This is a genomic window from Roseovarius sp. MMSF_3350 (genome assembly GCF_030733425.1).
Classification (GTDB): Bacteria; Pseudomonadota; Alphaproteobacteria; order Rhodobacterales; family Rhodobacteraceae; genus Roseovarius.
Genome location: NZ_JASHIZ010000003.1, coordinates 268,539 through 280,686, shown reverse-complemented (window position 1 = coordinate 280,686; position 12,148 = coordinate 268,539). Strand labels below are relative to the sequence as shown.

Annotated in this window: 16 protein-coding genes; 8 read left to right on the top strand and 8 right to left on the bottom strand. The window is 65.6% G+C overall.

Annotation, left to right across the window (positions count from 1 at the left end):
- Positions 1–207 precede the first annotated feature (207 nt).
- Positions 208–1,188, bottom strand: a complete 981-nt coding sequence (gene trxB, locus RBB31_RS05540; protein ID WP_306128263.1) for a thioredoxin-disulfide reductase — start codon at positions 1,186–1,188, stop codon at positions 208–210.
- 218 nt (positions 1,189–1,406) lie between these two features.
- Here trxB and RBB31_RS05535 point away from each other — a divergent pair, with 218 nt between their 5' ends.
- Positions 1,407–1,907, top strand: a complete 501-nt coding sequence (locus RBB31_RS05535; RefSeq protein ID WP_152496485.1) for an Lrp/AsnC family transcriptional regulator — start codon at positions 1,407–1,409, stop codon at positions 1,905–1,907.
- Positions 1,908–1,912: 5 nt separating this feature from the next.
- On the opposite strand, the gene RBB31_RS05530 is transcribed toward RBB31_RS05535, so the two are convergent.
- A complete protein-coding gene (locus RBB31_RS05530) occupies positions 1,913–2,356 on the bottom strand; it encodes an SgcJ/EcaC family oxidoreductase (protein ID WP_306128262.1) in 444 nt (147 codons plus the stop codon).
- 103 nt (positions 2,357–2,459) lie between these two features.
- Positions 2,460–3,305, bottom strand: a complete 846-nt coding sequence (locus tag RBB31_RS05525; protein ID WP_306128261.1) for a helix-turn-helix domain-containing protein — start codon at positions 3,303–3,305, stop codon at positions 2,460–2,462.
- 123 nt (positions 3,306–3,428) lie between these two features.
- On the opposite strand from RBB31_RS05525, the gene RBB31_RS05520 reads away from it, so the two are divergent.
- Positions 3,429–3,629 (top strand): DUF2061 domain-containing protein, encoded by a 201-nt coding sequence (locus RBB31_RS05520; protein WP_306128260.1) that lies wholly within the window; start codon positions 3,429–3,431, stop codon positions 3,627–3,629.
- 10 nt (positions 3,630–3,639) lie between these two features.
- On the opposite strand, the gene RBB31_RS05515 is transcribed toward RBB31_RS05520, so the two are convergent.
- From RBB31_RS05515 to lgt, 5 genes are all read right to left on the bottom strand, one after another.
- Positions 3,640–4,422 carry a Hint domain-containing protein gene (locus RBB31_RS05515; protein WP_306128259.1) on the bottom strand — a complete coding sequence of 261 codons (783 nt, stop codon included), beginning with the start codon at positions 4,420–4,422 and terminating at the stop codon, positions 3,640–3,642.
- 287 nt (positions 4,423–4,709) lie between these two features.
- Positions 4,710–4,838, bottom strand: coding sequence for a hypothetical protein (locus RBB31_RS05510; protein WP_306128258.1), 129 nt, complete (start codon positions 4,836–4,838; stop codon positions 4,710–4,712).
- A gap of 300 nt (positions 4,839–5,138) precedes the next feature.
- A complete protein-coding gene (gene pgeF / locus RBB31_RS05505) occupies positions 5,139–5,894 on the bottom strand; it encodes a peptidoglycan editing factor PgeF (protein ID WP_306128257.1) in 756 nt (251 codons plus the stop codon).
- On the bottom strand, positions 5,891–6,958 hold the full coding sequence (locus RBB31_RS05500; protein ID WP_306128256.1) for a class I SAM-dependent methyltransferase: 1,068 nt from the start codon (positions 6,956–6,958) through the stop codon (positions 5,891–5,893). Before RBB31_RS05500 ends, pgeF begins: the two co-directional genes overlap by 4 nt.
- Positions 6,955–7,863 carry a prolipoprotein diacylglyceryl transferase gene (gene lgt, locus RBB31_RS05495; protein WP_306128255.1) on the bottom strand — a complete coding sequence of 303 codons (909 nt, stop codon included), beginning with the start codon at positions 7,861–7,863 and terminating at the stop codon, positions 6,955–6,957. The genes RBB31_RS05500 and lgt overlap by 4 nt, the downstream gene beginning before the upstream one ends.
- Before the next feature lie 97 nt (positions 7,864–7,960).
- On the opposite strand from lgt, the gene RBB31_RS05490 reads away from it, so the two are divergent.
- The 6 genes from RBB31_RS05490 to RBB31_RS05465 all read left to right on the top strand — a co-directional run bounded on the left by RBB31_RS05490 (position 7,961) and on the right by RBB31_RS05465 (position 12,148).
- Positions 7,961–8,206: an accessory factor UbiK family protein gene (locus RBB31_RS05490; protein ID WP_306128254.1), complete on the top strand. Its 246-nt coding sequence runs from the start codon at positions 7,961–7,963 to the stop codon at positions 8,204–8,206.
- A 288-nt stretch (positions 8,207–8,494) separates the two neighbouring features.
- Positions 8,495–9,028, top strand: coding sequence for a hypothetical protein (locus RBB31_RS05485; RefSeq protein ID WP_306128253.1), 534 nt, complete (start codon positions 8,495–8,497; stop codon positions 9,026–9,028).
- A gap of 363 nt (positions 9,029–9,391) precedes the next feature.
- Positions 9,392–9,892 (top strand): YbjN domain-containing protein, encoded by a 501-nt coding sequence (locus tag RBB31_RS05480; protein ID WP_306128252.1) that lies wholly within the window; start codon positions 9,392–9,394, stop codon positions 9,890–9,892.
- Between the two features lie 153 nt (positions 9,893–10,045).
- A complete protein-coding gene (gene proC / locus RBB31_RS05475; RefSeq protein WP_306128251.1) occupies positions 10,046–10,861 on the top strand; it encodes a pyrroline-5-carboxylate reductase in 816 nt (271 codons plus the stop codon).
- Positions 10,854–11,195, top strand: coding sequence for a tRNA-binding protein (locus tag RBB31_RS05470; protein ID WP_306128250.1), 342 nt, complete (start codon positions 10,854–10,856; stop codon positions 11,193–11,195). Before proC ends, RBB31_RS05470 begins: the two co-directional genes overlap by 8 nt.
- Positions 11,192–12,148 (top strand): D-glycerate dehydrogenase, encoded by a 957-nt coding sequence (locus RBB31_RS05465; protein WP_306128249.1) that lies wholly within the window; start codon positions 11,192–11,194, stop codon positions 12,146–12,148. The genes RBB31_RS05470 and RBB31_RS05465 overlap by 4 nt, the downstream gene beginning before the upstream one ends.

Here is a 12,148-nt window from a genome sequence, read left to right as displayed (position 1 = left end):
CACCCACCCTACGAGGTCCCGGATCAGGTCCGGGACGGCTGGAGTGGGGTCGCGGCGGTAGCGCATTGGTGTGGGTTTGGGGCCAGCCAGCAAACACAGGTTCAATTGGGGGCCAGCCCCCAAACACACGTTCAATTGGGGGCCAGCCCCCAAACCCCCGGGATATTTTCGGCCAGAGGAAGACGGGAGACAGAAGGCCGATGCGGCTCAGGCTTGCGGGACGTAGGCCTCGGGGGCGGGGGCGTCCTCGGGGAATTCGGCGAGGAATTTTTCCGCGTCGAGCGCGGCCATGCAGCCCATGCCCGCCGACGTCACCGCCTGGCGGTAGACGTGGTCGGTGAGGTCGCCGGCGGCGAAGAGGCCGGGGATCGAGGTGCGGGTGGAGCCGGGCTCGACCTTGACGTAGTCGCCGTGGTGCATCTCGACCTTGCCCTTGACCAGCTCGTTGGCCGGCGCGTGGCCGATGGCGATGAAGACGCCCTTGCAGGGTATCTCCTGCGTCTCGCCAGTCTTGGTGTGCTTGACGCGCACGCCGGTGACGCCCTTGGGAGTGTCGTCGCCCAGCACCTCGTCAAGCTCGTGGAACCACAAGGGTTGGATCTTGGGGTGTTTGAGCAGGCGGTCCTGCAGGATCTTCTCGGCGCGCAGCTCGTCGCGGCGATGGATGAGGGTGACCTTGGAGGCGAAGTTGGTGAGAAAGAGCGCCTCTTCGACGGCGGTGTTGCCGCCGCCCACGACGACGATCTCGTCGCCGCGGTAGAAAAAGCCGTCGCAGGTGGCGCAGGCGGAGACACCGAAGCCCTTGAACGCGTCCTCGGACGGCAGGCCGAGCCACTTGGCGCGGGCGCCGGTGGCGAGGATGACGGCGTCGGCGGTGTAGGTGGTGCCCGAGTCGCCTTTTGCCACGAAGGGGCGCGCATCGACATCGAGCGACGAGATGATGTCGCCCACGATCTCGCAGCCCATGGCCTTGGCGTGGGCTTCCATGCGGACCATCAGGTCGGGGCCCTGTACCTCGGTGTCGCCGGGCCAGTTCTCGACCTCGGTGGTGGTGGTCAGCTGGCCGCCGGGTTCAATCCCCTGCACCAGGATGGGCTCCAACATGGCGCGACTGGCATAGACCCCGGCGGTATAGCCCGCGGGCCCCGAGCCGATGATCAAAACCCTGGTGTGACGTTTCTCGGCCATGTCCGATTCCCCTTGATCCGTGGAGCGGGGCATGAGACGCCCCGCGTGAGTCCGGACAGATATAACGGGGCCGGGCGGGGGTGTGTAGCCCCGCAACCCCGGTATGCGGCGATCGGGACGACATTTTCTTTCCCGAAAGGATGTTGCGCTGGGGTGAAACAATATTGCGCGTGGCGCCGGTCGTGATATAACAATCGCGAAATCAACCGGAGCATACAATGCCTGCGACCCGCCTTGACGACATTGACCGCATGATCCTGGCCGAACTGCAGGCGGACGGGCGGATGACCAACGTTGAACTGGCCCGCCGGGTGGGCATTTCCGCGCCGCCCTGCCTGCGCCGGGTGCGCACGCTTGAGGAGCAGGGGTACATCAAGGGTTACCATGCCGACGTGGACGCGCGTGAGCTGGGTTTCGAGGTGCAGGTCTTTGCCAGTGTCGGACTGGTCAGCCAGGCCGAGGCGGACCTGAGCGCGTTCGAGGCGCGGTGCCGGGCGTGGCCGCTGGTGCGGGAGTGCCACATGCTGAACGGCGAGGTGGATTTCATCCTGAAATGCGTGGCGCCGGACCTGAGCACGTTCCAGAGCTTTCTAACGGGCGAGCTGACGGCGGCGGAGAATGTGGCCTCGGTGAAGACCTCGCTGGTCATTCGCTGTGCCAAGGACGAGCCGGGCGTGCCCTTCGAGATCCTGGAAGAGCGACTGAGCCGGTCGGCCTGAGGTCGCTACTCGACCTTCAGCACGTGGTACATGTCGCGGGTCAGCAGGAGCTGGCCGTCGATCACCTCCCACAGGTGCATGTAGCGGCCGACGATGCGTTGCTCGCCCACCATGACGACGGTTTCGCCGATCTCGACCGCGCTGGTGTCGAAGGCGCGGATGTCGAAGGTCTTGAATTGCAGGTCGCGTGCGCCGGCGGCGAAAGCCTGGGCGTAATGCTGGGCGATGGCCTCGCGCCCCAGCACCGAGGCCTGGCCGGGCGGCAGGAGAGCCGCGTCGGGGGCGTAAAAGCCGGCGAGGCTTTCGGCATCCTGCGCGTTGTATGTCTCAACGAAAGCGGTCATGCGCGCGATGACCGGATTGTCCTGGGCCTGGGCCGGCAGGGTCGAAACAAGCGCGGCGGCGAGGGCGAGGCAGGTGGTGAGGCTGAGCGCGAAAAGGCGGGGCATGGGCAAAGGCTTTCTGTTGGGAATGCAATGGACGGTCACGGGCGTGCCGTCACGATAGCGGTGATGCGCGGGGCGGCGCAACGGGCGTGCTTCCGAAGTTGGGTCAGAGGTGTTTCGTCAGGTCGGCGATCCAGCCCGGGGCGTCGCGGGCATCGACCACCGCCTCGCGGATCAGCCAGTCCATGTGGCCTGACAGCAGCTTTAGTCGCGATGGTTCACGGAAGGCCAGGTAGAAGCGGCCCACGTAGATCACGCCCATTAGTGGGCCGAAGAGGGTGACGGGCGCGGAAAAGAGATTGTGCGCGTCGAAGAGGTTGAGGCGCAGGGAGGGAAAGAACGTCTCGGCTTGCTCGGCGAGATGCAGGATCTGTTCACGACGCGCGGCGCGGTCGAGCCCCTGCCAATAGCCGGTGCCCTGGGCGAACGCCTCGAGCTCGTGCCGGGGCATGGCGATTTCGTACTCGGTCGCCTCGCGCCGGAGCCAGTCGAGGTTGTCCTGCATGGCGCGCACGGCCTGGCCCGGCGTCTTGCCGAGGAAGGCGGCGTATTCCCAGCGCATCACCGCCTCGGTCTTGAGCATGTCGGGCAGGGTGGCGGGGACGTGGCGCACCTTGTAGCCGCTGGCCTCGCGGTGCCAGTCGAGCAGCTGGGCGTCGGCGGATGTGCGGTCGGCCTCGGTCATGCTGAGCGCGGCTTCGATCACGTCGCCGGGGCGCTCGGGGCGATCGGTGAGGCCCAGCAACCAGTCGGAGCTGACCTGAAGCGCCTCGGCGCAGCCGGCGGCGAGATGGGCGTTGGGCATCCGGGCGGTCTCGGTATCGAGCAGTTGCGACACGGTGGAGCGGCTGACGCCGGTCTGGCGCGCGAGCGCGCTGAGATTGGTGCCGGTCATCGTCATGGCGCCGGTGAGCCGGTCGCGAAAGATCGTGGCGCGGGCCTGCTTGTTCATAGTAACGCACCTTGTCCACTTTAATGGACATTTATTATGTTTGTTAAGCAAAGACAGAATACACGACAGGGCGTCCTGATGCTAGCTGATGAAGAACGGCACGCGCAAAGGGGAGCATAGGACATGGACACGAAGAAACGCACGCTGGCGAAAGCGACCACCTGGCAGGTGATGGGCCTGATGGTGATGACGTTGATCGGGTTCCTGATGACCGGGTCGGTGGCCCAGGGCGGCGTCTATGCGATGATCACGTCGGCGATCGGCTTTGCCAGTTTCTTTGTGCACGAGCGGGCCTGGGCCAAGATCGGCTGGGGCCGGTCCTGATCCGGTCCGGTCAGACGGAGAGCCCCTGGAGCGGCAGGCGCGGGTGGCTGGTGCTGCCGAAATCGGCCGGTTTTTTGACATGCGGAAAGAGCGACAGGAAGAGCGCCAGCATGTTTGGGCCCATGGCGCGTTCAAAGCCGGGGCCGGGATGGAAGCTTTCGACCTCGATGCCCGAGGCGCGCAGGATGGCATGGCGGCGCAGGCACAGATGATAGACCGTCACGGGCCGGGGTGGCACCAGTTCGACCACGTTCATGCCATCGACGAGATCGGTGGCCGGGGTCAGAACGCGTTCGCGCCCGAAGCTGTCGCGCAGGCCGGGTGGCCGGGCGAGGACCCGCGCGCCGGGACCGGCGGTGAGGTTCGCCTCGGGGCGGCCCAGTCCGAAGGTGTCGGGCATGATCCGGGTCAGGCGGCAGGCCGCCTGGTCGATGCCGGCGGCGGCAGGCACCAGCGTCATGGAGCCGATCCAGAGCACGCGGGAGGGGCCGTGCTCGGTGGTCGAAACGCTCATGCCCGGTTCGAGATCCTGCACGGCGACCTGCCCGGAGGGCGTGCGCAGAAGCGTGCCGTGGGAAAAGGCGGAAAACGCGCTGTCGAAGATCGGGGTGGCGGGCGCGATCTGTTCGGTCTGGTGGGGCGTGCCGTCCGGGCGCAGATACGCCATCCGGAACTTGCGCATCGGGCGCGGCGATCGAGCGGCGGCCGGTACGCTGGCCGTTCCGGTGCAACCGGGTGTGCCATCTGTCTTGCGCGCCACCGGGAAGGGGGTGGCAATGGTAGGGGTGCCCATCGTGCGATCCTTTACAGGGTCATCACAACCGCGTCGGCCCCCACCGACAACGACAGAGGGATGGTCCGTCATGTACGTTACGGGCACGATAAAGGCAGAATCGGCAAACTGTCGTCAAATTTTGCGGGGCATTGTTCCATAGGGTCGGACAATTTGCGGAATGGCCGGCGCATTGTCCGCGCGGCATCAACACGCGCGCCACAATTCGATTTCGAGACACATTCGAATCAACAATGGCCGCCCCTTGGAAAGAGGCGGCCATTGCCGGGATCGGGGCTTGGAGCGGATCAGGCGATCCGAAGCGCGGATGCCTTGGGCGTCAGGCGGTTTGCATACCGCACACGGCGCGAGAACGGCATGTCCGGGGTGGCTTGCCGGCTGGTTTCGATCAGCGATTTCATCCAACGCTTCTTCATGGTCTTTCCTCTCAACTCTTTTCTGCCTCGCCGCCTTTTGGGGCGTGTTGTTCTGATGGCTTTATATTTGCCCGGGTTTGCGGCCATGGTTTGGCGTGGCGCGAAAAATTTCGGAAATTTTTCGGGTCGCGCGGGCGCGAATGTGGTCGCGCCGTCCCAATTGCGGATGGCCAATAAAACAAGGTTGGCCGCTGCGGAAGCGTGGCCAATCCAATGTGATGGACGGTGATTGTTTCCAGAATTGAGGCAATCTTGTGCAGCGTTTCGCCCCGTTCGCGCCAGAATCGGGTGGGGGCCGGTCTAGAGCCGGATGGCCGAGATCAGGCGCCCGTAGTCTGCCTCGCCGTTATGCGTGGCGCGGCGGTAGGAAAAGAAGCGCTCGGCGTCGCTGTAGGTGCAGTGGCGGGTCCAGGTGGCATCGCCTATCCCGGCGGCCCGCAGGCGGTGCAAGCCGAAGCCGGGCAGGTCGAACTGGTACTTGCCGGGCTTTCCGTTGGTAAAGAACCGGGTGTTGTCGGGATCGTCGTCGGCGAAACGCTCGAAGAACTCGGTGCCGACCTCGTAGGCGGGCTGGCTGATCGAGGGGCCTATGACGGCGGTGGTGTCGGCGCGGCTGGCGCCAAGTGCTTCCATCGCATCGAGGGTGGATTCCAGCACGCCATCGACCGCCCCGCGCCAGCCGGCATGGGCGGCGCCGATCACGCCGGCCTTGCGGTCGGCAAAGAGCACGGGCTGGCAATCGGCCGTCAGGATGGCCAGCGCCAGGCCCGGCGTGGCGGTGACGATGGCGTCGGCCTTGGGCCGGGTGTCGGAGGGGCCGGTGGCAACGTGGACATCGGTGGAATGGGTCTGGTGGACGGTGACCAGGTGATCCTCGGGGACGTCCATGGCGCGGGCGACGCGGGCGCGGTTGATGGTCACGACCTCGGACTGGTCGGAGGAACCCTGGCCGCAGTTCAGCCCGTGGAACACGCCCGAGGACGCCCCGCCCTTGCGGGTGAAGAAACCGTGGCTGACAGGCGCGAGGCTGTCGTCGGTGAGGATTTCCAGCGTCATGGTTCCAGTCCGGGTGGGGGTGCGGCACCCTCGGGATAGAGCGCCATCACCTTGAAGAGCGTCCCCATTTCGTCCCGCCCGGTCAAGCGGTGAAACGCGGCGTGGTGTGCCTCTAGCTTAGGGCCGCTCATGTTCACGGCAAGGGCCTCGGCCCGTTGGGTGATGCCGAGGCGCGAGAGAAAGAGCGCCTGCGGGGCGAGGCGGGTGGTGTTGCAGGTGCCGCGGGCGGCGTGGGTCAATGCTTCGAAATCCACATGGGCGGAGAGGTCGGCCGTGCCCGGCGCGGCGAGGATATCGGCGCGGTCATGGCCGCGGACGGCTTGCAGCGTGTCGCCAAGCGAGCGCCAGTCGCCGTAGTCGATGACGAGCGCCGCGCCGCCACGCGACCCGATACGGCGGGCCAGCGCGTTGATGACGGGGGCGGCGGCGGGGCAGGTCTCGACGATGACGCCGTCGGCCGTGTCGTCGAGCCGGTGGGCGAGGGTCGGCTCGATCCGCTTGGCGTTGAGGCCGAGGGCGAGCGTGTCGTCCGAGAGGCCGACGACGCGTTCGCACCAGCCGTCGCCTTGGCGCTGGAACTGGCGGATGGGCAACGCGTCGAAGAACTCGTTGGCGACCGAGAGCGTGGGCAGGTCGGGCAGGGTGTCGGCGCTGTCGTGCCAGGTGGGGGTATGGCCGGACAGCGTGTCGGCTTGGCGGGCGCGCAGGGCGGGGGAGGTTTCCACCAGATGCACTTGCAGGGCGTCGTGAAAGCCGGGCACGCCGCGTGTGGCCCGCAGGGCGTCGGCCATCAGCGTGCCGCGGCCGGGGCCGAGTTCGACAAGGGCGACGGGGTTGGGTGCCCCCTGATCGAGCCAGGCTTGCGCGAGGCAGAGGCCGGTGAGTTCGCCGAACATCTGGCTGATCTCGGGGGCTGTGATGAAATCGCCCTTTTCACCGAACGGATCGCGGGTGGCGTAGTATCCATGCTCGGGATGCATCAGGCAGGCGGCCATGTAGGCGTCGAGGCGCATCGGGCCGGTCGCGGCGATCTCGGCCCGCAGGATCTCCGCCAGAGCGGTCATCCGGTGGCTGTGGAACGGGCGTGCTTGCGGTAGGCCAGCACCAGCGTGATGAGCCCCATGGCGATCATCGGGATGCAGAGGATCTGGCCCATGGTCAGGCCATAGCCGTTCACGTGCCACGCCAGGCCCAGCGGGTTGCCGGGGCTGACGAACTGCGCATCGGGCTGGCGGACGAACTCGACGATGAACCGCCCGATGCCGTAGCCCGCGAAGAAGATGCCGGTGGCGGCGCCGACGCGTTTCAGCAAGCCGCGGCGGAAGACGAGATAGAGCAGGATGGCGCCGAGGATCAGACCCTCGAGCGCCGCTTCGTAGAGTTGCGAGGGGTGACGGGCGCAGAGGCCGGCAGCGACGTTCGCGCAGTCCTGTGCCGCGGCCCCCGGAAAGATCACGCCCCAGGGGAGGTCGGTTGGGCGGCCCCAGAGCTCGGCATTGATGAAGTTCGCGACGCGGCCCAGGAGGAGACCGACAGGCGTGACGGCACACAGGATGTCAGCGACGGTCAGCCAGCGGATGCCCTGGACGCGTGAATAGGTGATACAGGCGATGATGACGCCCAGAAGCCCGCCGTGGAAAGACATGCCACCCTGCCAGATCACCAGGATCTCGGCCGGGTTCTGCAAGTAATAGAGTGGCTGGTAGAAGAGCACGAAGCCCAGCCGCCCGCCGAGTATCACGCCGAGGATGACCCATGTGGCCAAATCCTCGACCTGCTTCACGCTCATCGGCGCCACGTTGTCCTTCCACAGGTGCGGGCGGTTCACGGCCATCACGACCAGCCGCCAGCCGATCAGGATGCCTGCAATGTAGGAAAGCGCATACCAGCGCAGGGCGATATCGAACCCGAAGACGGTGAACGAGAACAGCTCGGACGAGATGTCGGGGAAGGGGATCGCTGCTTTCATGGGCGCCGTTCTGCTGCTGGCGCGGGGCGAAGTCAACCTTGCCCCGACGCGGTTTCGCGCCCATATAGAGATCAAGTGTAACGGAAGGTAGAGCGATATGCAGACGCGCAACAAGGTTCTGGACGATATCAGCCAGCTGATGACGAACGCGATGGGCGTGGCGCAGGGTGCCAAGCAGGAGGCTGAGACGGCGATGTCGTCGATGGTGGACCGCTGGCTGGCCGACCGCGATTTCGTCACCCGCGAGGAGTTCGACGCGGTGCGCGTCATGGCGCAGAAGGCCCGCGAGGAGAACGAGGCGCTCAAGGCGCGGCTGGACGCGCTGGAGAAAGGCGCGACGTAAGGCACGTTTCCATCGGTTTGGTTCGAGGCGCGGCCCCCTTGCGGGCCGCGTTTTGCGTTCGGCGGAGGTGGGTTTTCACCCACCCTACGAGGCCCGGGTCGCGCGCGGGACGGGGGAGTCGAGCAGTACGTGGCGTGTGCCAGGGTGGCCAATCGGCATTATTTTGCTGTTTTCCGAGTTCCCTGCTCCCCCGGCAAATCCGCATGGAACGTGAGGCCCGGCGGTTGCATTGATTCCGTACATTCACGCGGGCCACTTGCCCGCAAGATGGAAAAAGGAGGAGTCCTTATGAAACCGACATTCACATCCGCCCTGGCGATTGCTGCCCTGGTGTCCGCACCTGTCATGCCGTTCGCGGCAAGCGACGAGACGGCCCAGGCCGATACCGAGGCCGAGGCGAGCGTTTCGGCACAGGCCGGCGCTGCGGCCGAAGAAGTCGGCGATACGGTCTATGCCATCAGTGAGAGCGCGACCGATACGGCCCAGGCCGGGGTCGATGCCGTGGGTGGCGTGGCCGAAGACGCCTATGACGCCGCAAGCGACGTTTCGGCGGAGCTGGACGCCGCGCTGACCGGCGACACGGAGGTCTACACCACCGACGGTGAGTTGATCGGTACGTATAACGACGCCGATTCCCAAGGCAACATCGCAGTCGTCGATCTGGACGGCGAGATGGAAGGTGCCGACAACCGCGCCGTTGAACGTGCGGGCATTCCGCTGAACGCGCTGATGGTCGGTGACGACGGTGTGACCGTCAACATGACCAAGGCCGAGTTCGAGACGGCGCTGAAAGCGAACGCACGGACGAACATGGGCGGCTAGGTCGCCGTATACAGTTTGAAACTCAAGTCAATGGCTGCCTTCGGGCAGCCATTTTCATTTGGCCGAACCCTCGTTCGATCGCGGTGATCCGCACGCGCAAGCATGAGGTTCGTCGGCGCAGGAGGTCCCGGATCAAGTCCGGGACGGCGGTTGGGCGAGGCAGGGACCGCCACGCCCAAGGCTTGATGAAATTTTCATGTCATCCACAACTTATTGCGGTTATCCCCAAGAAATAGCTTTACAGGTCGCAAATCCCCCCTCACCATATCTTGTAGGAAAAGCGGGAATGAACCCCTTTCCTAGAGCAGGCACCTAGCGTTTGGGCGCTGCCAGCCCCTTCGCTACAACACATGAGGTGGCGCCATGGCACTTTCCGAGCAGTTCTTTTCAGAAGACCTTCATCCCATAGACATCGTCGAGCATCTGGCCGAGCATCACGACTGGGATTTCGACCGGATCGGTGACGACCAGATCGCCATGGCGGTAGAGGGGCAGTGGCGGACCTATTCGATCACGCTGGCCTGGTCGGCCTATGACGAGACGCTGCGCATGGTCTGCACCTTCGAGATGGAGCCGCCGGAGGACAAGCTGCCGGCGCTTTACCACGTGCTGAACGACGTGAACGACCAATGCTGGGCGGGCGCCTTCACCTTCTGGGCCGAGCAGCAATTGATGGTCTATCGCTACGGGTTGGTCATGACCGGCGCGCAGGCGATCAGCCCCGAACAGATCGACACGTTGATCGGCGCGGCGGTGACGAGTGCCGAGCGGTTCTATCCTGCGCTGCAACTGGTGGTGTGGGGCGACAGGAGTCCGAAAGAGGCGCTGCAGATCGCCATCGGCGAGGCGTATGGCCGGGCCTGACGTCGCACAATTTTAAGGCGAACGGGGCGTGCCGGGCGGCGCGCCCTTTTTCTTTTGCGCGAGGTGTGGCCGAGGTGGGCCGTGGCGTATTGCAGGGGTGCGATGCGCGGACTATCAACCCCGTGAAAGACAAGGAAAGAGGGGCGCACCGGAATGGATATGCAGCATGTGGCCGACAAGGGCCTTGTCCTGTTGGGCTGTGGCAAGATGGGATCGGCGATGCTGGCGGGGTGGCTGGAACGCGACCTGCCGCCCGGATCGGTCTGGGTGGTCGATCCCAAGCCCTCGGACTGGCTGAAGGGGACGGGGGTGCATCTGAACGCGGATCTGCCGGCGAATCCGGCCATCGTGCTGATCGCCGTCAAACCGCAGATGATGGGAGAGGCGCTGCCCACGATCGCGGCGATGGGCGGGGGCGGGACGCTGTTCGTCTCGGTCGCCGCGGGCACGCCGATCGAGGCGTTCGAAGCGGCGTTCGGCAGTGACAGCCCGATCATCCGCGCGATGCCCAACACCCCCGCCGCCGTGGGCCGCGGCATTACCGCCATCGTCGGCAATGGCGAGGTGAGCGGCGATCAGATGGACCTGGCCGAGGCGTTGCTGAAGGCCGTGGGACAGGTGGTGCGGCTGGAAGGCGAGCACCAGATGGACGCGGTCACGGGCGTGTCCGGGTCTGGCCCGGCTTACGTGTTTCACATGATCGAATGCATGGCCAAGGCGGGCGAGGCCGAGGGGCTGTCGCCGGAACTTGCGATGCAGCTGGCGCAGGCCACGGTGGCGGGTGCCGGCGCGCTGGCCGAGGCGGCGGACGAGACGCCGGCGCAGCTGCGCGAGAATGTCACCAGCCCCAACGGCACCACCCAGGCGGGGCTGGAGGTTCTGATGGATGAGCAGAATGGCCTGTCGCCTTTGATGAAGGCCACGGTGAAGGCCGCTGCCGACCGCTCGAAGGAGTTGCGCCGTGGCTGACGCGATCACGTTCGACGATTTCCTGAAGGTGGATATCCGGGTGGGCAGGATAACCCGGGCCGAGCCCTTCCCCGAGGCCCGCAAGCCCGCGATCAAGCTTTGGGTCGATTTCGGAGAGGAACTGGGCGAGAAGAAGAGCTCGGCCCAGATCACCGAGCATTACGACCCCGAGGGCTTGGTGGGAAAGCAGGTGATGGCGGTGGTGAACTTTCCGCCGCGCCAGATCGGGCCGGTGATGTCCGAGGTGCTGGTGTTGGGCGTAAGTGACTCGGAGGGCGGGATCGTGCTGCTCTCGCCGGACCTTGAGGTGCCCATCGGAGGGCGGATGCATTGAAACGGGTCTATTTCACCCGGCCCCTGCCCGAAAGCGTGGTGGACATGGCGCGCGAGCATTTCGATGTCGAGATGCGCGAGGAAAACACGCCGCTGAAGATCGGGCAGATGCGCGCGGCACTGAACCTCTATGACGGGGTTCTGATGATGTTCGGCGACACGTTTTCGTCCGAGGTGTTCCGCGAGGCGCAGAACCCGCGCTGCAAGGTGCTGGCGAATTACGGCGTGGGGATCAACCATATCGACCTGGCCGCTGCGCGGTCGGCGGGCGTGCATGTGACAAACGTGCCGGGGGCGGTGACGGAGGCCACGGCGGATATCGGCATGACGCTGATCATGATGAGCGCGCGCCGCGCCGGCGAGGGCGAGCGCATGGTGCGAGCCGGCAAGTGGCCGGGGTGGAACCCGACGCAACTTTTGGGAACGCATGTCACCGGCAAGACCGTGGGGATCATCGGGATGGGCCGGATCGGGGCGGCGATTGCGCAGCGGTGTCATCACGGGTTCGGAATGGACGTGATCTACTGGTCGCGGAGCGAGAAGGAACTGAGCTTTCCCACCGAACGGGTGAGAACGCTTGAAGAGTTGTTGGGCCGCGCCGATTTCGCCGTGGTGGCCTTGCCGGTCAGCCCGGACACCCACCGTCTGATCGACGCCGAGGCGATCGCCCTGATGCCGCGCCAGGCGCATCTGATCAATATCGCGCGGGGCGACATCGTGGATGAGCCCGCGCTGATCGCCGCCTTGCAGCAGGGGCGGATCGCGGGCGCGGGCCTGGACGTCTACGAGAACGAACCGGAAGTGCCGGAGGCGCTGACCGCGCTGGAGAATGTGGTTCTGTTGCCGCATATGGGCACCTCGACGCTGGAGGTGCGCGAGATGATGGGACGCGTGGCGGTGGAGAACCTGCGGGCGGCCCTGGCCGGGGAAACGCCACCGAACCTGGTGAATTGA

Bases quoted from the DNA above. Each gene is read 5' to 3' on its own strand.
- RBB31_RS05490 (WP_306128254.1), top strand. From the start codon at position 7,961: ATGCAGACGCGCAACAAGGTTCTGGACGATATCAGCCAGCTGATGACG.
- trxB (WP_306128263.1), bottom strand. From the start codon at position 1,188: ATGGCCGAGAAACGTCACACCAGGGTTTTGATCATCGGCTCGGGGCCC.
- RBB31_RS05525 (WP_306128261.1), bottom strand. From the start codon at position 3,305: ATGAACAAGCAGGCCCGCGCCACGATCTTTCGCGACCGGCTCACCGGC.
- RBB31_RS05520 (WP_306128260.1), top strand. From the start codon at position 3,429: ATGGACACGAAGAAACGCACGCTGGCGAAAGCGACCACCTGGCAGGTG.
- proC (WP_306128251.1), top strand. From the start codon at position 10,046: ATGGATATGCAGCATGTGGCCGACAAGGGCCTTGTCCTGTTGGGCTGT.
- RBB31_RS05515 (WP_306128259.1), bottom strand. From the start codon at position 4,422: ATGGGCACCCCTACCATTGCCACCCCCTTCCCGGTGGCGCGCAAGACA.
- RBB31_RS05485 (WP_306128253.1), top strand. From the start codon at position 8,495: ATGAAACCGACATTCACATCCGCCCTGGCGATTGCTGCCCTGGTGTCC.
- RBB31_RS05480 (WP_306128252.1), top strand. From the start codon at position 9,392: ATGGCACTTTCCGAGCAGTTCTTTTCAGAAGACCTTCATCCCATAGAC.
- RBB31_RS05530 (WP_306128262.1), bottom strand. From the start codon at position 2,356: ATGCCCCGCCTTTTCGCGCTCAGCCTCACCACCTGCCTCGCCCTCGCC.
- pgeF (WP_306128257.1), bottom strand. From the start codon at position 5,894: ATGACGCTGGAAATCCTCACCGACGACAGCCTCGCGCCTGTCAGCCAC.
- RBB31_RS05510 (WP_306128258.1), bottom strand. From the start codon at position 4,838: ATGAAGAAGCGTTGGATGAAATCGCTGATCGAAACCAGCCGGCAAGCC.
- RBB31_RS05535 (WP_152496485.1), top strand. From the start codon at position 1,407: ATGCCTGCGACCCGCCTTGACGACATTGACCGCATGATCCTGGCCGAA.
- RBB31_RS05500 (WP_306128256.1), bottom strand. From the start codon at position 6,958: ATGACCGCTCTGGCGGAGATCCTGCGGGCCGAGATCGCCGCGACCGGC.
- lgt (WP_306128255.1), bottom strand. From the start codon at position 7,863: ATGAAAGCAGCGATCCCCTTCCCCGACATCTCGTCCGAGCTGTTCTCG.